Source organism: Clostridium neonatale (assembly GCF_001458595.1).
In the GTDB taxonomy this organism is placed as follows: domain Bacteria; phylum Bacillota; class Clostridia; order Clostridiales; family Clostridiaceae; genus Clostridium; species Clostridium neonatale.
In genome coordinates, this window is the sequence record NZ_LN890328.1 from 2992201 (window position 1) to 3016574 (window position 24374).

Consider the following 24374-nt stretch of genomic DNA (forward strand, 5'->3'; position numbering starts at 1 on the left):
AATAATGAGCTGAATGAAAATTGGTTAATAGCCTTCATTCAGCTCTATTTTTTATTTGTAACTAAACCTTAAAAATTTTTATTAATTCATGATAATAACTTTCTATTTCTACATTCCATACTGTTTTTCTCTTATTATTTTACCCAAGCACCATCATTTCCTAATCTATATCCATCTACTACAGTATTCTTAGCCATAGATCCTGTATTTGTATTTAGATAATACCATTTATTTTCTAGTTGAATCCACCCTGTTTTCATTGCACCATTTTCATCAAAATAATGCCATTCGTTATTTATATTTTTCCAGCCTTTAGCTAATGTTCCATCAGAATTTCTATATAGCCATGCTGCTTGCTGAACATTTATGGCTTTATTATTACTCTCATTATATTTTATCACTGTATTTTGTGATGAATTATTTACAGTATCAGCCTTAGATACATTATTATTATCATTTTTATTTGTAGTAACATTATTTACAGCTTTACCTCTAACTATGTTTAAAAAGTATTCTCTTTTTACATAATTGTCACCAATTACAGATACCTTAACTACATTTTTCCCTTTTTCAAGATTAACATCCTTTTTATATTTATCATCGCCTTTTTTATCTAATGTATCACCATTTACCTTTACTCTATCCCCATCTGTTTTAGGCACAGCTTTAATTGTAAGATACCCTATACTCTCATCTACATTAATATTATATATAGTTTGATTTTCATCAAATAAAAAGTCAATCTTCTTACCATCATTAAGTAATGATATTCTATCTAAATATACATCATCTTTAGCGCCATCTAATTGATTTTCTTCTTCTTCAACATAAGTGTCATAATCTTCACCTTCATCACGATCAACTACAATCTCATACTCCTTAATATCATCATCATCAGATGCAGCTTTGGAATCATATATTCTTATAAATATTTTTTCTTTACTATCGCTTTTTATATTGATAGCATCATTTATGCTATTTAATTTTTCTTTACCCTCCCCAACAAATACTCTAATATCTGCTGCTCCAGTCTCTATAGTATCAATTTTTATAGTTTTTTGATTACTTGATAAATGACAATATATAAATTCTGGAAGCTTATCATATTGATATATTTTATTTTCACGTTTATAATTACGACTTGAATACAGCCCAACTCCTGATTCCCCTGACTTTAATCTTAATTGAGATATAACATCAGATGATACAGCATATACAGCATTGTTAAAATCCAGTAGATTAATATTAGTCATTACTCCAAATGACATTACTACTGTTATAAATACAGTTATTCTTTTTATATATTTTTTCATTTTCATCACCTCTATTATATAATTATACAATATTCTGTATACGTTTAACAGCGATTCAAATATATTAGTGTATATTCTATAAACTTTTATAGAATATACACTAAATCAATAGCTTCGAAATATTAAACTTTTTTATAACATTTTATTGATCATTGTCACTACTTAACCAATGCACCTCTGCTGTCCAATTGATACCATGTTTTTCCTAAACATATCCACCCAGTTTTTCTTTCGCCACTAACTAAATCAAAATAATATTGATTTCCACCTACATTAGCCCATCCTGTAACCATATTCCCATCAGTACCTAAATAATAACTCTTTCCTCTTGCATCTGTATACCAGCTATTCTTATATAGATTTCCATTTGCATCATAATACTGCCATTTTCCATTTGTATACTTCCATCCAGTGTTCTTAGCTGAGTTAGTGTTACTAGATGTACCTGTTGTGCTTGATGTAGTATTATTTGATGAAGTTCCATTTGTTGAAAGTCTAGTAACATTTATAACATATGTTCTTTCATTTTCTTGATCTTCATCTCTTACTTCTATCTCTATCTTATTCTTTCCTTCATTTAAAGATACCTTAGTTTCCCAATCATCTTCATCCTTAACTCTAACCCCATTAACCTTAACCCTGTCATCATCATCTTCAGGCTCTGCGGCTATTCTAAGGAAGTTTACTTTATTCTCAACTTCTATATTATATTCAGTTGTTTTTTGTTTGAATCCAAGTTTTACAGTATCATAGTTATAAGTTAATGTAATGTCATCTAGATAGATATCATCATCCATGTCGTCATCGTCATCATCATCGTCTTTTTCAATTTTTATGCTGTAAGTCTCTTTAAGAGTATCGCCTTCAAAAACCTTTACTTTTAATGTAGTATTGCTTGAGGCTTTTACTTCTTCATCTAAATCTATCTCATCGCTACCCTTATATATCTTATAAGAATATTTACTGTCATCTGTTAAATCAACTTTTGTTATTTTAAGTTTTTTTACACTATCGGATACTTCTCCATAAAGACTTGTAGGAATTTTATCGTCATCATCTAACTTACTTAATTTATAATCACTCTTACAATTACTCTTAGTGTATAATGTTACATTTTTATCTTTATTTGTTTCTACTTCAATCCCCTCTAAATATCCACTTCTAGTTGCAGCTTGCACTTCTTGTGCACCTATAGATAATGTTGTAGGAACAACTCCTGAAATTATATTAATAGCTATAGCTAGTCCCAATATTTTCTTTAATCCTTTATTCATATTTTCCCCCTCCTAAATTACAAATATATCATAACATTATATGTAATAATATATACATATATTATACTTTAAAATAAAGCTGCTTCAGATTAAGATATTCTCTTTATTGAAACAGCTTTATTAATATTATTTTATCTTATCCATGCTCCACTAGGCCCTAATTTATATCCTTGAACAGTTGTATTTTTAAGCATAGCTCCTGATGCATTTAGATAATAGAATTTTCCATCTTTATCTTTAAACCATCCTGTTTGCATAGCACCAGTACTATCTAAATAGTACCAAGTTCCGCCAACATTTTGCCATCCTGTAGTTTTAGCTCCATTTGTACCTAAGTAGTACCATTTAGAGTTATTGAATAACCATCCTGTTGCCATAGAACCATCTGCTTGTAAATAATATGTTTGTCCATAAGTTCTATCATAGAACCAAGTATTCTTTGTAGGCGAACCATTAGCATCATTATAATACCACTTTCCACCTGATTGAACCCATCCAGTCTTTACATTATTATTTGTTGTACCATTATTTGAAGAATTATTGTTTGTTGAATTATTACTTGTTGAATTTGATGAAGAACTTGATTCTCTAGTAATATTTAATGTATAGTCCCTCTTATCTCCATCATCATTTTTTATTTTAACAACAATTTCATTTTTTCCTTCTTTTAATGAAATCTTCTTACTTTGCCAATCATCATCATCATCTACTGTAGTACCATCTATTTTTACTGTATAATCATCATCTTCTGGCTCTGCAGTTACTTTAACATAACTTACTTTGTTTTTAACTTTTATATCAAAGCTTGACTTATCTTCATCAAAATCAAAATCTATATCATCACCATCATATTCTAAAGATAAATCATCTAAATAAATATCATCATAATCGTCATTATCATCATTATCATCATCACTATCTGCTCTTTTTACTTTTATAGTAACTTTAGATTGTTCTTTTCCATCTTTATCTTTACTTATTACATAAAGAGTTTTTGTTTTTCCTTTTTTGATAGAAATATCCTCTTTATTGATATCTTCATCATCATCATCTTTATCAACGACTTCTACTGTATAGTCACTTTTTGCTGTTGCAGTTATTTTAAATTTGCTTGTACTTTCTGATAACTTTATATAATATTTATCTATACTATCCTTGTAGCTTGTCTTTGAAGAATAGTCTGATTTTTTATACATTGTTCCCTTACTAGATTTAATATCTTTGATACCTTCATTATCAGAAGAAGCATATGCTGCTTTTGTACCAAGATTAAATGGTAGTGTTGTTGGTGCTATTGCAGAAAAAGCGCTTACTGTTAACGCAACAGCAACTATTTTAGTGATATTCTTTCTATTCATTATTTCTTTCCTCCCTTTTCATATCTTAATTATAATTCTATCATTGTACAATATTACTGTAAATCTGGATTTTCTTAAATTATCCTTAAAAAATTCCTTCTACCATATTATACAATATTTTTAAATGCTTTTAGTACTTTTTTATAATTTTTCTTGCCAAATATAGCCTTGTGATTGTAAATAATCTTCAGAAACTAGAAAATATTTATTACTTTTAGTAGTATCATTATTGGTTATATCTAGATAATACCAAATCCCATTAACTTTTACTTTATTCCAAACATGTTCTCCACCCTTTAATGTTCCTTCAATTATTCTACATTCTAGTCCAGCATATTTCATCATTTTATAGGCAGTCATAGAGTAGCCTTGACATACTGTCTTTGATGTTTTTAATGCTGAATATACATTTATTCTATTGTACACTTCCTCAATATAATTTTCATCTGTTACTGCGCCTGAATTTACTTTTGTAACTCTGTCTAAAAGATCATAATCATATTCATATCTATTTACTAAATAATCATTGATAGCCTTAACTTTCTCATAATCACTCATATTATTTGTAATTATAGAATTAGTAATTGCTTGCAGCTCTGCATCAATATAATCTTCTTCTTCTTTTGTTGTCATAAAATCAGTATTAACTGTAACCTTTATATTCTTTCCATAATCGCTTGATGCACTGTATCTTATTCTACTCCATGATTTGTTTAAATAATCATCCTTTGAGTATGCATTTTGTATTTCTTTAATTAAAGATTCTTTTATATCATCTTTATCTCCAGAATAGATAAATGAATACGTTGTCTCCCTATTTAAAGCACTATTATATACCTCATCATCAATTTGAGATAAGTTGTAATATTTATATGTAACAGCATTAGCGCAGAATGATACTGTTTGAGTTATAGTTAAAGCTGCTAATAATATTTTAAATGATTTTTTCATAGCGAATACCTCCTTAATATATATGTAGATTAAAGGCTTCTTAGTTTAAATCTATTATTGTTAACCAAGAAACCTTTAAAAATTAAAGCATTAAATCTTTTCTTATTTCAAATTATTATTCTATCATTTGTCCTTTTGCATTAAGTATATATCCATCAATTGTAGTGCTTTTTGCCAGGCATATAGCCGCTTAACGAAGTATGAGTTTAGCGATATAGCCCGCATTTCTCTTTAGGAAATGCGTTTCTACTCAATCCAATACCCTTTCGAACCAATTCTATATCCATTGACAGTTTCATTACGTGCCATTTCACCAGTGCCTGTAAAGTAATACCACTTTCCATCAGTGTCTTTTACCCATTTATTTGATAACATATATCCTGTCTTATCAAAATAATACCAGCTTCCATCAATGAATCTCCATCCTGTTGTCATATAAGCATTAGTTTGGAAGTAATACCACTTGCCATCAGAATCCTTAAACCATTTATTTCTTAAAGGATTACCACTATTGTCAAAGTACTGCCAATTAACACCATTCTTAACCCATTTATTTTTTGCATCTGCAGTTTTACTAACATATCCAACATATGATGAGTTATTTGTTACATTATCATAAAATGAAGAATTTGCAATATCTATTCCAGTAGCCATTGTTTTACCATCTACTGTTTTTGATGCTGAATTATTTGTAGAGTTAATATTTGTCGATGTGATATTTGAAGTTGCTGTACTTCCTTCTCTTTTTATATTTATTATATATTGTCTCTTTTCATCATCTTTGTTTTCTACTGTAATTTTTATAGTATTATTTCCTATACCTAAATTAACATCTTTTTCATAATCATCATCTTCTTCGTTAACTCTTATTCCATTGATTTTTACTTTATCCTCATCATTCACTGGCTCAGCAACAATTGTTACTTTATCAACTGTATTACCTACATTTACAGAAAACTTTTCTTTGTGACTATCAAAATCAAAATCTATATCTTTGTCATTACTCTTTATCTTTAATTTATCTAAATATATAGCATCATAGTTATCTTCATCATCGTCATCACTGTCTGATGATCCTTCTCCAGCTCTTGTAACATTTATTGTTATTGTGTTAACTAAAGAATCATCTTCATCATCATATACTTTTATTTTTGCATTTATTGAAGATCCCTTTGATATAGGTATTCCATCTTTTGAATTATATCTTTTTCCATCTGCTGTTATCTCAACAGTATATCCGTCATCTTCTTCTACCTCTATATTAAACTTGCTCGTATTTTCAGGAAGTTGAGCATAATATTTAGTTATACTACTTTTTATATTTGTAGAAGATTTAAATTCAGAATCTTTATATAAAGTTAATGAAGATGAACTTTCTCCCTTGCAAACATATAATGACTCAACCCCTGTAAAAAGACTTGATGCCATAACCTCTGATGTACTTATACTTAATGTTGATGGCAACACTGATGATGTTGCACTTATTGTAAGTGTTAACGCTATTATTTTAATTGCATTCCTATTCATGGCACTTTTCCCTTCTTTATGTTTTAATCATAAATTTTCTATATGATAGTAGAATCTTATAAATCATATTTAAAAATATAATGTATTCATATAATTAATCTATATGTTTCAAATAATTTCTATTAAATTATTTATAATTATTTAATATACTCGCCTTTGCTATTTAATTCATATCCATCGATAGTCTCATTACGCGCCATCTTTCCATTTTCCTTTAAATAATACCAAGTACCATCTTCAGTTTTAACCCATCCTGTAGTCATTGCACCACTTTGATTGAAGTAATACCAATCTCCATCTATAAATCTCCATCCAGTTGTCATATATCCATTAGTCTGCATGTAATACCATTTTCCATTAGAATCCTTAAACCATGTGTTTCTAAGCGCTTGTCCTTCTTCATCATAGCGTAACCAATAATCACCTTTTTGTACCCATTGATTTTTAAATTCAGTAGTCTTAGCTATATCTGTTACATTAATTTTAGGTAATACAATACTTGTACTACTATTTGTTATGCCTTCTGTTTCATCTTTGCTTATGCTTCCTTCTCTTTTAACAGTTATTTTATAAGACTCAGCACATTGTGTTACTCTCTCATCATTATATACATCATTAAACTTACTCTTTGATTTATATGTTCTTACATATATAGTCGTACTATCATCTTCAATACTTAAATCATCACCTGCATCATATGCTTTAGCATCACCCTTATCAGATGTAAAAACTTTTACTACATATTTTCCACCATTATCATCATCTTTATCTTCATCACTTTTTACTGCAGCACTTACTCTTATTCCATCACTGTCTTTTGGTAAAATAATTTTATATTCTTTATCTTGGCTATCATATTCTACAACATCATCTTCATCAAAACTGCTTAAAAGATCTAGTTCTTCACCTTCTATAGTTTTAACTGACAAATCTTTTAATTCTCCTACATGAACAACACTTGATATTGCATTTGCCTTTTCAAATAATTTTACTCCTGTAACATTTCCTATACTACAAACTGAAATTAGCGATATAACTAAAGCTATTATCCTCTTTATATTCTTATTCATAAAAATTCCTCCAATTTTATATTAATTCTATTGTATCTTTTAAATGTAATAAAATTATTAACATTTTCTTAATTTAGTATTAATTTGCCATTAATTATAAAATAAATTATTTTATATACTATATATTATATCTCATACTTTACCATATAAATAAATATTTTGTATATATCATAAAATTTAATTATGTTTTTATAACTATTTTAATTTTATAATTAACTCTTTAAATTTATAATACTTTAACTTTAAATATTTATATTTATATGTATAGCTATATTTATATTTTTAATGTTGTATCTACCAATTTATAAAGGCATAGATAAATATTCTAATTCATTAATGTATAAATTAATGATATTAGTATTTACATTAATAGTAAATAAATATTATTAGTAATATAATGATCCATATAAAATTAATCTGAATATTATTTTAGTAAAGATTATACATACCAGTTGATAGTATTAAAAAACAGATAAGATTCTAAACTTCTATCTAGTTTAGAATCTTATCTGTTAAATAATACTTAATTATATGCGTTATTTTATATCTTATCTAATCCCCATTAGAGCCTAATTTATAGCCATTAATAGTAGTATTTTTAGCCAGGCATAGAGTCACTTAACGAAGTATGAGTCTAGCAATATAGCCCACATTTCTGTTTAGAAAATGCGTTCCTATTTAATCCATGCCCCATTCGAACCAAGCTTATATCCATTAATAGTCTCATTACGTGCCATCTTTCCACTTTCTTTTAGGTAGTACCATTTACCATCTAAATCTTTTAACCAGCCTGTTTTCATAACTCCTGTTGAATCTAAATAGTACCATTCGCCTCCAACTAATTGCCATCCAGTTCTTTTAGCTCCACTATTATCAAGATAATACCATTTACTATCTTTATACAGCCATCCAGTAACCATGTTGCCTTGAGCATCTAAATAGTAAGTTTGTCCATATCCTCTATCATAAAACCATGTATTCTTTATTGGATTACCTGATGCATCATTATATTGCCATTTCCCATTTACTGTTACCCATTGATTTACTTTTACAGTGCTTGTTCCATTATTAGAATCAGTTGTATTGTTTGAATTATCATTATCTGTATTGCTTGATGATGAGCTTGCTTTTCTTGTAATATTTAAAGTATATACTCTTTCATCACCATCATATTTTATTTTAACAGTTATTGTATTCTTTCCTTCTTCAAGATTTACTTTCTTTTCCCAGTCATCATCCTCATCAACTGTTGATCCGTTAATTCTAACTGAATAATCTTCATCTTCTGGTTCTGCACATACCTTAACATATGTTACGCTATTTTTTACTTCTATGTTATATGTAGATTTATCTTCTTCAAAATCAAAATCTATATCATCATCCTTATATGTCAATGTTAAATCATCTAAATATATATCATCATAATCGTCATCATCAACTTCCTCATCTAACGATGAAACCTTTTTAACATATACCTTGTACTCTTTTACTACATTATCTTTAACATTATCTTCATCAAATTCACCATCTTTATAAGTTCTTACATATAAAGTAGTTGTCCCAGATTTAATGCTTATTTTTTCTTCTGGATCAAATGCATCTGCACTTGAACTTGAAGTTTTAAATATTTTTGTTTCATATCCATCTTCTTCAGTTACTCTTACATTAACTGAACTTGAATCTGTCTTTGCATAATATTTTGCTTTGCTCTTTTTAAATTTTACTGAATCATCATAATCAGAATCTTCATATAAAGTTATAGTCTTTGAGCCTGACGTTTTGCATAACTTTAGATTAGTTATTCCATATTCTGATGCTGCTTGTACTTCTGTCATCATTAAATTTGAGCTACTTGCAGGAATTATTGCTGATAATGCATTAATTGCAAGGGTTGCTGAAATTATACGCTTTGCATTTTTTTGCATAATTCTACCTCCAATTGTATATTTTTCATTAGTTATAACCTAATTTTTTTAGATTTATTATATTATACAATAAAATTTGGTCATATTGGTATAACTTTTGTGACAATTTTTGAGGTATATTTTACCACATAAATAATACATTTTTTTTATTATAACTGAAATACTAAGAATATAAGAATTTTATCTTAAGCATCTAAAATAATTATTAGTATGATTATTTTAGATGTTAATCTAAAATATTAAGGAGGCTAAATTAGATATTTTATTAATATCTAATGAGAATATTATGAATAAAAAAGATTCTAGTTATTTACCAAAGCAAAGAACTAACTATCATCCAACAGAAAGTGAAGTTGAAAGTGCAACTGGAGTTGACTTTCCTATTAACATGCCCAATCCTGCTGTAGATTCGATTGTTGTCAATAACATTGCTAATCAGGAGTTTGATTATACAGAAAGTATGTTAGATACTGAAGAGTCTTTTATTAATGAAAAAAACTCTGCTAAAAGAAAAAATACATATTAAATTAATTTTATAAAATACAATCAAACAATTTCATGAAAATACTGAAAGAAAAATAGGAATTAATTTAATAATATGAATATTATTAGTTATATATGGTAACAATATTAATGTACCCCATAATACCATATGTATTGAAATTAGATTTTTTTCATTTTTTCTAATTTCTCAAATAGAGTGACTGTTTACAGCACTCATAGGCCTCCCTCTTAGGGAGGCATTTTTTATAATTTAAAATTACTCCAGCCAGTGCATTTTTCAATAGCTCATTATTTTTTATATATTAATTTTCCATATTCATCAATATGTTTCTTTAAATTATCATTTGTTATACTTTCATAATGCAATAGATCAAAAAAATATGGCAATGGACATACTTCATTTAAATAATCATATAAATCATTTAAAATATCCTTAGTTATTTCTACTCCAGATATAGTCAAATCTATATCCGATCCTTTCTTATAATTCCCAAGAGCTCTGCTTCCAAAAATTATAGCTTTATCTATTTCAGTATGCTTTTTTATTCCATCTAGAATATAACACAAATCTTTATTAGTTAAACCGCACATTATTCTATAATTCCTTTTCTAATTTATCATGCATTATTTTTATTTCTGGAAAATATCTATTAACTATTTCCTGAACTATTTTATTTGCTAGCTCTGAATCATAAGTATGAGTAGTTAAATTCCTATTAGCTAATGCTTCTATCCATATATGGCCATCATTTATTAAATCATTTTGAAATGCCTGTTTTATTGCTTCTCTCGGACTTTTTACTATAAATCCATCTTTCTCTAAATAATCTTTTAACACTTTCCATGCAAGTTCAAATGTCATTTCAAAAAATTGTATTATTCCCGCTTGCTCTAGTTCTGATAGATTTTCCCCCTTAGAATATTTCTCCAAAAGAGTATATACTTTATTAAAATTTTCGAATCTCTGCTTCCATCTTATATCTTTTAATTCATCCATCTTAAGACCCTCCATATTTTTATACTATTCATTATATATTATAACCCATGTACATTTTTCTTAAAACCCATTAAACATAAAGTAATTGAGTATATATTACATAGCATAAATAAGGGACGTACAGAGTTTATAGTGAAATAAAGCTAAATTATTAGCACCGCATTATTATTTTTGTAAATAAATGAATTTTTAAATTACGGAATATTTATTTATGCATGTTTAAAGATTTAAGAAGTTAATATTTTATCATTTTTTAAAAGGTATAATTTTATAAATATATGAATATAGATTCTTAAAAATTTGCTTATTTTATGAGGGTTTTATGGAGATAAATATATAATTATTCATATATTTTCTCTGTTTAAGGAAATATCTACTCATAGGCATTTTAAAGAAACATCTTCATCAGTAGATGAAGATGGACTATACTGCTAGGCTCATGCCTCGCCAAGCATTATATGCCAAAGAGTAGATATACTGCAATTCAGATCTTTTCTTATTTATTGGAATATACGAGGCTTTTCTAAGTAGTTCCATAAATTAATACAATTTATGGAATTACATTTTAGATATAGAATATTCCATAAACATAAATTATAGCAAGAAAAATTAAATATCTATGATTTTAGAAAAAACAAAGAAATTCAATATATGAATAGGCGTAGTATTGTATTAAAAATTTGAAGTATTAAATTCTTAGATAGAGGATGTTCCAAAATTGTTTGTCCAAAAACTTGCTTTTTGGAGCAAACATTTTTGGGCACATCCTCTATCTTTAGAATTTTTGCTTCAAATTTTCTTACAATCGAGCCTATCATATATTGAATTTCGGTTGTTATCCACTAAACTTTGATTCTACATCCTATATTTATTTTCCAAAAGTCCAATTTTCTTCAGTTGCATATATTGAAACTCCATCATTAGCACTTGTTTCATATAAGCTTACTCCACCATTTATCAAATCTTTATAAGCTCTGTTTTCAGTAACACTCTCTTTTGCTCTGCTTATTATTCCAATTGGTGCTTTAACATATGCTACAAAATTTCCCGTTGATGAAGTATCATTTCCATGATGTCCAACTTTTAATACATCAACTTGTCTTCCATCTAATAAGTCATTATTTATAAAGTTTGCTTCAGCTGTCCATTCCATATCAGCTGTAAAAAGCATTTGGAAATCTCCATAATTTAAATAAACTATTGCAGAGTTATTATTTATTCCCCAATAATCTGCTGTAAGCTTATCTGGCCCAGCAGGTCCAAAATATGAGTCAGATTGTACAAATTGAAGTATATTTTCTTTATCTATGTACTCACCTTTTACTGGATCAGTAAAGTCAATTCCATATTCATCCATGGCATTTATTGCATCTTTATAAACATTATAATCGTATCTTAACATTTCTAATTGTTCTTTATTTTCATCTGTTTCTTTTACGCCCGCTGCCCAGTTTTGCATTTTTGCTATTTTAGGCATATACACATTCTTTACTTTAAAGTTTTCTAAAACAGCTCGTAATCCTCCAATATGGTCTGAATGTCCATGTGTTATTATTACATGATCTATTACATATTTATCCTTTGATTTTTTAAGATTTTGCTCTTTTAAAAAGTTAACTAATTTTTCAGAAGATTCAGGAGTACCTGTATCAATTAATACAGTTTCACCATTTGGAAGCTTTATAAATGCACAGTCAGCATCCCCAACATCTAATTGTTTTACAAACAAATAATCGTCATCAAGATCTTTAGTGTCTATATGTTTTCCTGATTCATCAAAAATTTCTAACTTATTATCTATTATTACTTTACCAACAGCAAGAGAGCTGTCTGTTTTAACATAATAATCATTTCCATTTATTGAGATCCACTTGTCTGATACCATAACTCCATCTTTGTTAGAATAGTATATTTTTCCATTATCATAGTATCTTCCAACTAAAAGTTTTCCACCTTGACCAAAGCGATACCAATTTCCATCTATGTATTTCTTGCCTACAGCCATGTTTCCTGACTCATATAGATAATATTTGTCACCGTTATCTTCTATCCATCCTTGTTTCATTTCTCCATACTTATCAAAATAATACCAAGAATATTTTATTTGCTGCCATCCTGTCTGCATAACACCATTCTCATCAAAGTAATACCATTTATCTGAAAATTCTTTCCACCCTACAGCTACAGTTCCATCATCTTCTATGTAATACATCTTATTTTCATCAGCTTCTGGATTAATATCATGTTCGTTAAACCATCCTGGCTCATTGTATTGCTTACCATTTACATAATAAAATAGCTTATCATGAACCTTTAACCATTGATATGATGGTACTTCTTCCCCATCCTTATCTTTATCTTCATTTTTATCTTCATCTGTACTTTTTTCATTATTTAAACTTTCTTCTTCGTTATTCTCTTCTTTAACATTTTCTTTATCTTTTGATACCACTTTTTCAGTAGTTTCTTTTTTATTTGATTGTCCACTTTCTGAAGATATCGTATTATCTTCTTTCCCCTGTGATGATGCTACTTGTACACTTTTTTCTTTATCAATAGCCTTTGCCTCTGTAGATACTGTGGAAAAGCTTACAAGTAAAGCCATCGCAATTAAGCTTGACGTCTTTTTTAAGTTGATCATCTATTTAGTATCCTCCTTATTTAATCACATCCTTCATTATACAATAATTGATAATTGCTTTCAAATATTTATGCTTAAATTATTCTTAAATTAAATAAGGGAGGCATTAAGTTTATAGTGAAATAACCGAAATTGGGCTCGCTTGCTACAAAAATGAAGCTAAAAATTTAAACATCAATGATTGTGCCCAAAACCGTTTGCTCCGATACAAAAAGGAAAAATCTTTATAAGTATATGAAGATGACTATACTGCAAGGATAATATCTTACCAAGCATTATATGCATCGGACAAACAATTTTGGAACAATCATTAATGTAAAAATTCTAAAGCTTCATTTTTGAAGGCAACTCTCCGCCCAATATGAGAGCTTTATTTCTTTGTTTCATCTAAACTCATAGTATCTAATACTATTATTGTCGTGAATAGATACATTTTTAAATTAATAAAGTTAATATTTTATCATTTTTTAAAAGGTATAAATTTATAAATATAAGGATATATATTCTTAAAAATGTGCACTTATAAAAGGAACAGCTATGCTGCAATACAGATCTTTTCTTATTTATTGGGGGATACAGGGAGATAAGTAGTTCCATAAATTATTATAAGTGATTGAAAACTATATTTTTAGGCATAGAATATTCCTAAAACATAAATTATAACTAAAAAAGTTAGATGTCTATGATTTTATAGGAAAACAAAGAAATTCAATATATGAATACCCGACTCACATTCGTTCGTTGGGTAAGCGATTCACACCAAATCAAAGATTTGGGTTCTCTGCTTATGTGTAGTATTGTATTGAAAATTTGAGTTATTAAATTCTTAGACAGAGGCTGTTCCAAAATTGTTTGTCAAACACTTGTTGTTGGAGCAAACATTTTTGGTCACAGCCTCTGTCTGTAGAATTTTTAACTCAAATTTTCCTACAATACGAGCATATCATATATTGAATTTCGGGTGTTATCCTCTAAACTCTGATTCTACGTCCCTTATTTAAAATGTACTTCTATTTTAAGTTTACCTAAGTTTCTAGGAATTATCATCTCTTCTTTTACTTCGCCATTTATGATAATCATATTTTTATCACTTCTTATTACTTTTATACTATAATCTTCATTTTCATTTTTTATTTTTAATTCATACTCATTCCAATCGCTTGGTACACATGGATCAATTATATATCCTTTTTCATGATGTTTCTTGAGTCCTAAGATATCTTCTATTCCTACCTTATACATCCAACCTGCTGCTCCAGTATACCAGCTCCAGCCGCCTCTTCCTCCGTGCGGCTCTCTTATATACACATCTGCTGCCATTACATAAGGCTCGAGTTTATAAGTCATACATTCAAGTTCTGTTTTTGCATGATTTATTGGATTTATCATATTATAGTACTTAACAGCTTTATCTCCTAAATTTAATCTAGTTAAGGCTAATATTACCCAAACTGCAGCATGTGTATACTGTCCTCCATTTTCTCTAACTCCAGGTACATATCCTTTTATATATCCTGGTTCTAAATATGAATTATTAAACGGTGGTGCAAGAAGAAGAATCATTGATTTATCTTTTTTAACAAGGTTATTAGTAACAGCATCCATAGCTTCTATTGCACGTTTACTGTAAAACTCTACTCCTCGTTTCTTTGTTTCTTCATATTTCCCATTATCCTTTACTCTTGTAGCATCAGAAATAACAGACCAGCTTTGTGCAAGTGAGTCAATTTGACATTCTGGATTTTCTCTTGATCCAAGCGGAGTACCATCATCAAAGTATGCCCTTCTATACCAGCCGCCATCCCAGGCATTCTTTTCTAAATTTTCTCTAATAAATTCTTTTTGCTTAATAAAATATTCACTGTTTTTAATATCCTCTTTTTCTTTAGCTATAATTGAGAATTTATCTAAAATTGAATACAAGAACCATCCAAGCCATACACTTTCTCCTTTTCCCTTATTTCCAACTGTGCTCATTCCATCGTTCCAGTCACCGCTTCCCATAAGAGGAATGTTATGTTCACCAAATTTTAATGCTTTGTTTATTGCCTTCAAACAATGTTCATAAATACTTCCTTCTTTTGATGAATTATTAACTATTGTGTATCTTTCATCTTCGCCTTCTCTTAAAGGTTCATCTTCAAGATAAGGTGCTTTTTCTTCTAATATTTTATAATCACCAGTATTATTTATGTATTCTGCTGTAACATAAGGTAACCATAATAAATCATCGCTAAAACGCGTTCTTATTCCGGAGTTTACAACAGGATGCCACCAGTGCTGGACATCTCCCTCCAAATACTGTCTTGATGCACTTATTAAGATTTGATTCTTTGTTATTTCAGGAGCTACAACTCCAAGTGCTATAGAATCTTGTAGCTGATCCCTAAATCCATATGCACCTCCACTTTGATAAAATGCCGTTCTGCTTAAATATCTGCAGCTGAATGTCTGATATAAGAGCCATCCATTTAAAAGATAGTTCATTGAGTCATCTGGTGTCTTTACTTGTATATTTCCTAGGAAATTTCTCCAATAGGTCTTTACATTATTTAATTCAATTCTAGAATTTTTTATATTTTTATACTTATTAATTATGATTTCTACATTTTCTTTTTCATCTTCGCCTAAAAGTATAACTATTTCTTTTTTATCACCCTTCTTAAGAGTTATCTTACCTTCCACGACTAAGCAAGGGTCATATATGCTCCCACATCTATTACTTAGAGCACTCTTACTTAAACCTTGTGGTGATGCCAATTCTCCACCCACACCTAAGAACTCTCTTCTATCTCCAGTAAATGAAGTTTCTTCAGTACCAATCATACTTAAATAAGCATTCAGTCTTCCAAAGTATTCACTATATGGATTTACTCCACCTATGAAATCATCTTCTATATATGTTGATATATATCTTTCGCTGTCATAAGCATATACTCCAAGAACTAATTTAGCATAATAGAAAACTGATATTTCTTTATCTTCATCACCTAAATTTTCTAATGTAACAATCTGAATCTTCACTTTTTCATTTTCTGGTGCAAATATTTCAAGTTTACCATTTATATCATAAGCTTTATGCGTAAATTCAGAAAAACCAAAACCATGTCTTATAAAATAATCTCCTTCATCACGAACTGGTTTAGGTGTTATAGAAAAATATTTTCCACTTTTATTTTCCCTAATATACAACGCTTCACCTAATGGATCTCGTATATAATCATTACTCCATGGTGTTATTTTATTCTCTCTTGAATTTCCACACCAAGTATATGATGCTCCACTTTCCGAAATATGAAATCCAAAATCTTTATTTGAAATAACATTAATCCATGGTGCTGGAGTATTTTTAAATTTAGATAACTTAATTAAATATGTTCCATCCTTTTTATCAAATCCACCATAGCCATTATAAAAATCTAAATTATCCTTATTAAATAATCTATCTATACTAAGAAGCTCATTTTCATGTAATACTGACTCTATGTTATCATGTTTTTTCAAATCTGATTTTGCATTGTTAGCTTTAATACTTTGTTTTATACTACCAGTATTATTCATTCCTGCAATAACATCGTCTGTATGGATAACTTCTTCATCATGATCATATTCTTCATAATTTATTTTATTGGAATCACTAACTTTATTTAAATTATTATTTACACCATTATCTAAAATATTTTTTTCTTCAATATCATAATTCTTATGATTTTCTTGTAACTCAGAATCTATTGCTTTCATCTCATCTATAAATAATGTTTCCTCATCTATATCTTCTAAATCAAATTCCTCATCTTCGACAAATTCAATTTCACTCTCATTATTTAGTAGAACATTTTCTTCTTCTGAGCTATTTTCTATTTTCAAATTATCTTTTATTTTCGAATCATCTTCTATGGCATTATTTCGCTCTAGTTTATTAGTTAAAGAAGTACTATTATCTATTAATTCCTCACTATTAAATTGATTTATTAATGATCCTTTTTCACAGTCTATATAAATTCTACATATTCCCATTAATAATTCTTTTACATCATTTATCATAGTAGCTTTATTATGAATAAATATTCCTCCAGCCACATTAATACTATTATTTTCATTATTTAAAGATATCTCTTGCATTATACTTTTTTGCAGTGGCTCATCATAAGATGCAACTTCTTCATTGTATATGACAAGGTCACTCTTTATACCTTTTATCTTTAGATAATGATGAAAGGTTATCACTGAGCTTAAAATATGCACATTCTTTTCATCTCTTATTGTTGTGAATATAATTGGCAAATCTCCTGAAATTCCATATGCCCATAAATCCTTTTGATGCTTCGAAATATTTTTTATACTTTCTTCTCTATCTTTTCTATTATTACTTAAAAATAAAATATTTGAAGCTAATGTCTGATATAGATTTGCTTGAGCACTTTTTATTCTTAAATTCATTAATTCTAATTGAATTGCAATGGAATATTTATTAAACAATTCTTCTAAAGCTGTAACGTTACACTTTTCCTTTGAAATGTTTATAGCTTCATCTCTTGAATCTGTAGTTCCTGTTACAAAATATATTGCTTTCTTTTCTTTACCTTCAAGTCTTACTCTGACTCTTAAACTCATTATAGGATCTAGAACTGTACCTACTGTATTTTCTAAAGTTCTGTCATTATCCATTGCTCTTGGATGTTTAAGCTCTCTATTTCTTCCTATAAAATTTATTCTTGAAGTTTCATATGTTATATCTCCCTCTGATGCTCCATTAACTACTACCTTGTGGAATATATAAGGAACTTTTCCACCCTTAACTCTGCTTCTTCTGCTTCCTATCAATAAATTTTCTTCTTCATCATATTCTGTTTGAACAAATAAGTTTGAAAAGGCTGGATGAACTATATCAGCACTAAATGTTGTTAAAGTAATTTCACCATAACTTGTTACTTCAATGCTTCTGCCTTTATCACTCAAGTTATTTATTGTGATTTTTCTTACTTCATAATTATCTTCATACGAAATAACGCTTTCCATCTTTGTTGCAATATTACCATCTTTTCTTTCAAACTTAGCTTTATCAAGTTCAAGGGTTACTTTATAGTTTTCTCCAAAACTCTTGCAAGGCTCATATGAAGCACTCCAAAAATCATTAGAATTTAGATTTTTTACGTAAAAGAACATACCACTATCATCGGCAGTTGAATCGCCTTTATATCTATATAGCATCATATCCTCTTTTTTAGAATACCCACTTCCAGTGAAAGTTACCATAGATGAATATTCTCCATTGGACATTAAAAGTACCTGTGGATTTTTATAGTTTATGCTGTTAAAGGTTCTTGGTCCCAATTCTTCGCTCTCTATATATCTATATTTTATTGAATAATCCTCTCCTCTTTCATATGTCACACTATGAGATACTTTTTCTTTAAGCAATAACTCAGTCGCCTTAACCTCTGGTAACTTATGAAATCTATTAATTAATATATTATCTAATAAAACATTATCTAAAGCCATAAAGGACATTCCTAAATGATGTACCATATATGTTCTTATAATGTATGGTCTCAAACCATCATTATAAATATATTCACACTGATCATTTACACCTGTGCAATTTTCTCCTTCTTTTTCAGATAATCCACAACCTTTTTCTACACAATCCACAAAGTTATTCACATAATTGTCGTTTGATGAATTATTATTCTCACCCTCATCATTAGAATTATAGAGCATCTTTTTTCTATCATTTTTGTGATTTTTTAAGTTATCCACATTATTTACACAATGAACATCATTAGTTTTATACACTTTTTTATAATTATTCATAGAGTTATGCACACTGTCCACAGAGTTATCCACATTTTTGTACTGTTTATTAACACTATGTGCACATTCATGTACAAGTTGTGTATTATTTTCACTTTGATGTTCTTCATATGTTTTTGAATAATTTTGTAGAATTCTATCTTCCCTTGCTTTTGTAAAATCGACAGATTCTACAAATCCATATCTGCCAACAGCACCTATTTTTTTAAGTCTATTAAGATTCTTTATAGCTATACCTTGATTAAAAGGCAAAATCATAAATGTTGAGTATGGAGAAACAACAACTTCCTCTTCAAGTCCTCGTTTTAATCCTAAGCCAGGTACTCCAAAAGCTTTGTATTGATAATTATCTTCTATATCAAATTTATAAAAAGCTGATTCTGATATTCCAAATGGAATCTTTTTTTGCTTTGCATAAACTCTTTGTGCTTTAATTACACCTTTATAAGTTTCATAAAGTAATGTCTGTGGATAAGCTTTCATAATTAATGAAGGCATAAAGTACTCAAACATTGTACCAGTCCATGAAACAAGAGTATGGGTATGAAAAGCATTTGTTATTGATCTGTTTAAGCTAAACCAGTTTTCTTTAGGAACATCATTTTTAGCTATTGATATAAATGATGCAATTCTTGCTTCTGATGCAAGTAGATCATAATAAGTTTCTCCAAATGAGTCTTCGTCAACATTATATCCAATGTAAAATAGTTTCCTTTCATCGTCATAAAGAAAAGAAAAATCCATTTCATTTGTTATTTCATCTATTTCACTTATTATATTATCTATCTTACTTTCATAATCTTTTAAATATAGTAGTTTAGCATTTAGTTCTCCGCTAATACTTCCATTATTACTTTGTTTATGATCTTCAATTCTTTTAATTATCTCATGAATGTTTGGGACACCTTCAAGAAAATCTTTGCTATAAAGCTTATCTAACCCTTCAAATATGCAATCATAATTATTTATTTTCTTATTTATTTCTTTAATTATTTTATATATCCAATAATTAATTTCAGATTTATTTTTATCATCTTCACATAATTCTTCCTTAAAATTTGTAATTTTAACACATATATCGCTTAATGTTGAAGTATATTCATTAATATTTATATCATCATTAAATCTGCAACTAACACTGGGATTTTCTTCTTCTATTATCCTATATATATCATGAATTGCTTTGACTTCTTCCTTTCTTATAAGCTGATTATTTCTCACTTCCTGCAAAGTAGATTTTACAACCCACAAGTTAGCTAAAAAGTTTCCATTATCAACAGTTGATATATATCTTGGATACAGTGTTTTTTTACTTCTTGTATCATACCAATTTAGATAATGTCCTTTGACTTTTTCTAAATCCCTCATATTATAAAGAGTAATATCTATCTTATCTACAAGATCAAATAATGTTATGTAGCCCATGTCATATGCTATTACATGTGACATAAGTCCCATTCCAATATTAGTTGGTGATGTTCTATATGCTACTCCTTTAAACGGACTCTCCTGATAGTTATCTGGAGCTAAATAATTATTTTCTTCATTAGAAAAATCTTCATAATAAGCATATGTTCTTCTAGCAATTGTTCTTAAATAATTCTTATCATCTTCTCCTATTTCCTCTTGCTTATGTTCAATGTTTTTACTTATGTTGTATGCAAAATAAGGTGAGCATACCCATAGAGTTGCAACAATCACACTATATAGAACTATTGGAACGCTAATATATACTGAAAGATATATTAGAACAGATCCCATTACAGGAGCTATCCACATTTCTTTTAGGTACCCCTTAAATGAATTTCCACTTATGGTTTCTCTTTCACATTCAACTTGAGCAGAACTTTTCCATTCAAGTAAATTCCTTTTAGAAAAAATAACTCTATATAATGTTATTAAAATAGCATCAAGCATTAAAAAAGCCTGATATGGGATAAATGATACTATCAAAACTATTTGTTCTAAGCTTTTAAATGTACCTTGTAATTTATATTTAGGTGTAACAACAAAATCCGTTATTCTAAATACCAATGGAATAATTAAAATTAAAAAACTAAGCAAAACTACTCTGTTACTTCTCAAATAAGTTAATGAAAGTATGATTGTTATAAGCATTATTGGTGCAATTAACGATCTTCTTAAATTATCAAATATCTTCCATTTATATAAAGATGATAATCTTCTAGAAAACAACCATCCTATTAGCTGCCAATCACCTCTTACCCATCTCTTAAGTCTTGAACAACTTGATATATATGTTGATGGATAACCATCTATAAATTCAATATCACTAACCAATGCGCTTCTTGCAAGGCCTCCTTCAAGAAGATCATGACTTAAAATCTTATTTTCTTTTATTGCACCATTTACCATGTTATAGAATTCATCTATATTTATTATACCTTTTCCGGTGAATGAACCTTCTCCAAAAAGATCCTGATATGTATCAGAATAAGCAGTAGAATATTGATCAACTGTATAATCTCCACCAAAAATCTTAGAAAAATAAGTTTTATTTTTTGCTTCTAAAGATATTCCTATTTTAGGCTGCATAATACCATAACCACGTACAACTTTTTTATCTTTTACATATGGTATATTTAATATATGCGCCATGGTACCTATTAGCTTGCTTGCAGTCTCTCTTGGCATAAACGTATCATCATCTAACGTAATCATGAATTTGACATCAGCTAAAATTTTTATATGGCTGCTTATAACATCAAATGTATTATTATCACTGCCTCTTATAAGAGATATAAACTCCATTAACTTTCCACGCTTTCTTTCTCTACCCATATAAACTTTTTGCTTATCATTATATACTCTTTTTCTGCTTAAAAAGAAAAACTTATAATCATCGTGATTTTTCTTACAATATTTCTCATTTAACTTTTTAGCATACTCTACACCATATTGTGTTATTTCTATATCTTCTTTTTCATATTCATTCTTAGAGTCATTAAAATCTACTAAAAGTGCAAAATATAAATTTTTATCTTTATTCCCACAATACATAACTTCTAATTTTTCCATAAGTAACTTAACACGTTCTTTACTATTTAATATTGTTGGAATAACAACTACTGTTTTATTATTTTCTGAAATTCCCTTACTAAAATCTAGTTTAGGAATAAATTTTATTGAAACACTTTTTGAAACAATCCAGTTCACACCACTCGTTATAACTTCGCTCATAGGAATTAAAATAAGTAAAAAGGACACTATAAACTTTGCTTTTGTAAATACTGTTCCAAAAATCATGCTAATAAATAACACAAGAATAGAAAGAAGTATACTTCCAAAAATATTTATACCTAAGTATCCCCCCTGCGATATAACTTCATTTAAGTTATGATAACATCCCTTAAGTTCTTTGACACCTTCATCTATTATATAATAACCAACATGATGCTTGTATTCTGGTTCATTGTTAATTTGTGCATTTATACACTTAGTTAGAATATCCTTAGTAAGATCATATTCACTAAAATTGATTACTTCACACATTTCTTCAATCTTATGCCTATAATAATCTTTTGAGTCAAAATCCATACTGCTATAAGTATTTGATGGATCCATATTTAAAAATTTCTCAATCACGCATGTATTTTCAAAAAAAACTTCCCATGGTATATTTTCAACTTTTCTTATATTAATAAAATACTCACTCATTTTTTGATTAAGAATCTTTTCTTTAAGATCACTTTTAAATAGTTGTTCATTAAACTCACCTTTTATATTAAATCTATCATTTAGGAATTTATATCCAACACTATCACTTATAGAGTTGTTTCTTAAAGTAATAAAAAATTCCTTTAACAAAAAGTCTTTATACTTATCTTCCTCAATATGTTCTTCTACATTTTTATTATCAATTAACTTTTCTGCAATATTTCTCCCTAAAACAATTCTCTTTTGTATAAGAACTAATTCTTCTATATATTTAGATAAATTTAAAATTAAATTTATCTTGAGCATAAGTGGAAAAGCCCATAATTCACTCATATTAAGTAATAAATTTTTATTAGATATATTATAACTAATAGACATAATTTCTTCGGATTTTATTTCCTGAATGTTGTTAATATAATCTGAAACTTCTTTTATATTAAATTCTGCACTACTATTTATATAATTCTGAGCTATATGAAATATACGTGGAACATTATATACTTCTCTATCATTATTCTTTCTAGTTAATGTAGGTAGAGTTTTAAAATATTCATTTCCAATAGATTGCTTTATGTTTTTATATTCTCTTTCAATTAAATATAAATTATCAAGAACCCAGTTAGCAGATTCAATTATCTTATACTTATTTTTAGATAACTTCTTAAAATATTTATAACTCTTATGTATAGATGAATAGCTTTGTGAAAGCTCATTTAAAATATTCCTTTTTAGATTATGTGAATCTTTCTTTTGTGACATAAAAAAACTCCCTTCCCAAGTACAACTATAAATTAACTTATGGAATAGAGTTATTTTAGCCATTTTCTCAAAAAATAATTCATAAAATTAAAACCTAAGATTCTTAGCTTAATGGGGTGCATGAATCTTAGGTCATATTTTAACTAAAATTCGATAAGAACATGTTTCTTTATAAAGTGTAAGAGTTAAATATAAAGAAAAGTATTTTAGGCACATTCATAAAAATAACAAGTCCAAAGTTGTCATTTATTTTCATCTGCCTTAGAACTTAAACAAATCCTACTAAAATCAAAATATTATTATAAAAATATTAACTTATAAAATTTCTCTTTAATTCCTTTATAAAGTTAGTACTAAAAAAGGCACTAAGAATTCCTTAAGAATCTTAGCGCCATTGCTAACTTATCTGATATAAATTTTACATTCTAAATTTCAGAGTATCAACGAATTTTTCTCTACTATATTTACTTATTATTTATATAAGGTTTGATATATATAATCCGCCTATTTACCATAAAAAATATTAAATAAGTTAAGTCTTTAATGTTAAAGATAATTTTATA

At 28.0% G+C, this 24374-nt stretch carries 12 protein-coding genes; 1 reads left to right on the top strand and 11 read right to left on the bottom strand.

The features are described from left to right. Positions 1–134 precede the first annotated feature (134 nt). The 7 genes from BN2920_RS20130 to BN2920_RS20160 form a co-directional block, all read right to left on the bottom strand. On the bottom strand, positions 135–1313 hold the full coding sequence (locus BN2920_RS20130; RefSeq protein WP_058296746.1) for an N-acetylmuramoyl-L-alanine amidase family protein: 1179 nt from the start codon (positions 1311–1313) through the stop codon (positions 135–137). A gap of 158 nt (positions 1314–1471) precedes the next feature. Further along, positions 1472–2587 (bottom strand): cadherin-like beta sandwich domain-containing protein, encoded by a 1116-nt coding sequence (locus tag BN2920_RS20135; RefSeq protein WP_058296747.1) that lies wholly within the window; start codon positions 2585–2587, stop codon positions 1472–1474. Positions 2588–2718: 131 nt separating this feature from the next. Beyond that, positions 2719–3945, bottom strand: a complete 1227-nt coding sequence (locus BN2920_RS20140; protein WP_058296748.1) for an N-acetylmuramoyl-L-alanine amidase family protein — start codon at positions 3943–3945, stop codon at positions 2719–2721. 141 nt (positions 3946–4086) lie between these two features. Continuing rightward, positions 4087–4896, bottom strand: a complete 810-nt coding sequence (locus tag BN2920_RS20145; protein ID WP_058296749.1) for a transglutaminase domain-containing protein — start codon at positions 4894–4896, stop codon at positions 4087–4089. A gap of 246 nt (positions 4897–5142) precedes the next feature. Beyond that, positions 5143–6423, bottom strand: coding sequence for a cadherin-like beta sandwich domain-containing protein (locus BN2920_RS20150; protein WP_058296750.1), 1281 nt, complete (start codon positions 6421–6423; stop codon positions 5143–5145). A 137-nt stretch (positions 6424–6560) separates the two neighbouring features. Further along, entirely contained in the window at positions 6561–7493 is a 933-nt protein-coding gene (locus BN2920_RS20155) for a hypothetical protein (protein WP_058296751.1), read from the bottom strand. 674 nt (positions 7494–8167) lie between these two features. Then, positions 8168–9418: an N-acetylmuramoyl-L-alanine amidase family protein gene (locus BN2920_RS20160; RefSeq protein ID WP_058296752.1), complete on the bottom strand. Its 1251-nt coding sequence runs from the start codon at positions 9416–9418 to the stop codon at positions 8168–8170. 286 nt (positions 9419–9704) lie between these two features. On the opposite strand from BN2920_RS20160, the gene BN2920_RS20165 reads away from it, so the two are divergent. Further along, positions 9705–9944: a hypothetical protein gene (locus BN2920_RS20165; RefSeq protein ID WP_058296753.1), complete on the top strand. Its 240-nt coding sequence runs from the start codon at positions 9705–9707 to the stop codon at positions 9942–9944. A 266-nt stretch (positions 9945–10210) separates the two neighbouring features. Here BN2920_RS20165 and BN2920_RS20170 read toward each other — a convergent pair whose 3' ends face one another. The 4 genes from BN2920_RS20170 to BN2920_RS20185 all read right to left on the bottom strand — a co-directional run bounded on the left by BN2920_RS20170 (position 10211) and on the right by BN2920_RS20185 (position 23811). Further along, on the bottom strand, positions 10211–10513 hold the full coding sequence (locus tag BN2920_RS20170; protein ID WP_058296754.1) for a nucleotidyltransferase family protein: 303 nt from the start codon (positions 10511–10513) through the stop codon (positions 10211–10213). A 4-nt stretch (positions 10514–10517) separates the two neighbouring features. Continuing rightward, the gene (locus BN2920_RS20175) at positions 10518–10919 is read right to left on the bottom strand and encodes a nucleotidyltransferase substrate binding protein (protein WP_058296755.1); all 402 of its coding nucleotides are present in this window, start codon (positions 10917–10919) and stop codon (positions 10518–10520) included. A gap of 868 nt (positions 10920–11787) precedes the next feature. Further along, positions 11788–13560 (bottom strand): MBL fold metallo-hydrolase, encoded by a 1773-nt coding sequence (locus tag BN2920_RS20180; RefSeq protein WP_058296756.1) that lies wholly within the window; start codon positions 13558–13560, stop codon positions 11788–11790. A gap of 993 nt (positions 13561–14553) precedes the next feature. Further along, positions 14554–23811, bottom strand: coding sequence for a GH36-type glycosyl hydrolase domain-containing protein (locus BN2920_RS20185; RefSeq protein WP_058296757.1), 9258 nt, complete (start codon positions 23809–23811; stop codon positions 14554–14556). Positions 23812–24374 lie beyond the last annotated feature (563 nt).

Bases quoted from the DNA above. Each gene is read 5' to 3' on its own strand.
- BN2920_RS20130 (WP_058296746.1), bottom strand. From the start codon at position 1,313: ATGAAAAAATATATAAAAAGAATAACTGTATTTATAACAGTAGTAATG.
- BN2920_RS20145 (WP_058296749.1), bottom strand. From the start codon at position 4,896: ATGAAAAAATCATTTAAAATATTATTAGCAGCTTTAACTATAACTCAA.
- BN2920_RS20155 (WP_058296751.1), bottom strand. From the start codon at position 7,493: ATGAATAAGAATATAAAGAGGATAATAGCTTTAGTTATATCGCTAATT.
- BN2920_RS20165 (WP_058296753.1), top strand. From the start codon at position 9,705: ATGAATAAAAAAGATTCTAGTTATTTACCAAAGCAAAGAACTAACTAT.
- BN2920_RS20150 (WP_058296750.1), bottom strand. From the start codon at position 6,423: ATGAATAGGAATGCAATTAAAATAATAGCGTTAACACTTACAATAAGT.
- BN2920_RS20180 (WP_058296756.1), bottom strand. From the start codon at position 13,560: ATGATCAACTTAAAAAAGACGTCAAGCTTAATTGCGATGGCTTTACTT.
- BN2920_RS20175 (WP_058296755.1), bottom strand. From the start codon at position 10,919: ATGGATGAATTAAAAGATATAAGATGGAAGCAGAGATTCGAAAATTTT.
- BN2920_RS20160 (WP_058296752.1), bottom strand. From the start codon at position 9,418: ATGCAAAAAAATGCAAAGCGTATAATTTCAGCAACCCTTGCAATTAAT.
- BN2920_RS20135 (WP_058296747.1), bottom strand. From the start codon at position 2,587: ATGAATAAAGGATTAAAGAAAATATTGGGACTAGCTATAGCTATTAAT.
- BN2920_RS20140 (WP_058296748.1), bottom strand. From the start codon at position 3,945: ATGAATAGAAAGAATATCACTAAAATAGTTGCTGTTGCGTTAACAGTA.
- BN2920_RS20170 (WP_058296754.1), bottom strand. From the start codon at position 10,513: ATGTGCGGTTTAACTAATAAAGATTTGTGTTATATTCTAGATGGAATA.
- BN2920_RS20185 (WP_058296757.1), bottom strand. From the start codon at position 23,811: ATGTCACAAAAGAAAGATTCACATAATCTAAAAAGGAATATTTTAAAT.